1 protein-coding gene is annotated in these 779 nt (G+C 73.8%); it reads right to left on the bottom strand.

Annotated elements, in window-relative coordinates; translation table 11 throughout:
• Positions 1-102: 102 nt before the first annotated feature.
• A partial coding sequence (locus tag ESO86_RS17940; RefSeq protein ID WP_129236053.1) for an ABC transporter permease occupies positions 103-779 on the bottom strand: 677 nt, incomplete at its 5' end.

Genomic DNA, 779 nt, shown 5'->3' on the forward strand with positions numbered 1-779 from the left:
CGGGACCCGCGCCGACGAGCGCGACGTGGCCGCGGTCGGCGCCGCCCGCGTGGGCGTCGCGCCCCGCGGCATCAGTCGGCCGGTTCTCGAACGTGTTCTCGGTCATGGGGTTCCTCCCGTGAGTCCGCGGCGGCGCAGCATCCCGCGCTCGACCGGGGCGAAGACGAGCAGCTCGATCACGACGCCGATGGCGAGGATCACGAGGATGGTGCCGAGCACGCTCGCCAGGTCGGCGAGGTCGCGGCCCTGTTGCAGCAGCGAGCCGAGGCCGAAGCCCATCGAGCCGCCCATCACGATGATCTCGGCCGCCATGAGCGAACGCCACGAGAACGCCCATCCCTGCTTCAGCCCGGCGAGGAAGCCGGGCAGCGCGGCCGGCAGCACGACGGATGCCGCGAGCTCGAGCCGCGACGCGCCGAGCACCGTTCCGACCCGCCGGAGCTGCGGCGGAACCTGGGCGACGCCGGCGACGAGCCCGTTCACGATCGACGGAATCGCGCCCATCAGCACGACGAAGTACACCGTGGCGTCCGAAAGCCCGAACCAGAGGATCGCGGCGGGCACCCAGGCCACCGACGGCAGCACCTGCAGGCCCGAGATCAGCGGGCCGAGGGCACGGCGGAGCGGCGCCCATTCGGCGAGCAGCAGCCCGAGCGGCGTGCCGACGGCGACCGCGATGAGGAAGCCGAGGACGCCGCGCTCGAGGCTCGTCGTCACGGCGAGCTGCAGGCGGCCGTCCTCCCACGCCTGGCCGAGCGCTGCGGCGACGTCGAGCGGTC

Source organism: Agromyces binzhouensis (assembly GCF_004135055.1).
GTDB classification, from domain to species: Bacteria; Actinomycetota; Actinomycetes; order Actinomycetales; family Microbacteriaceae; genus Agromyces; species Agromyces binzhouensis.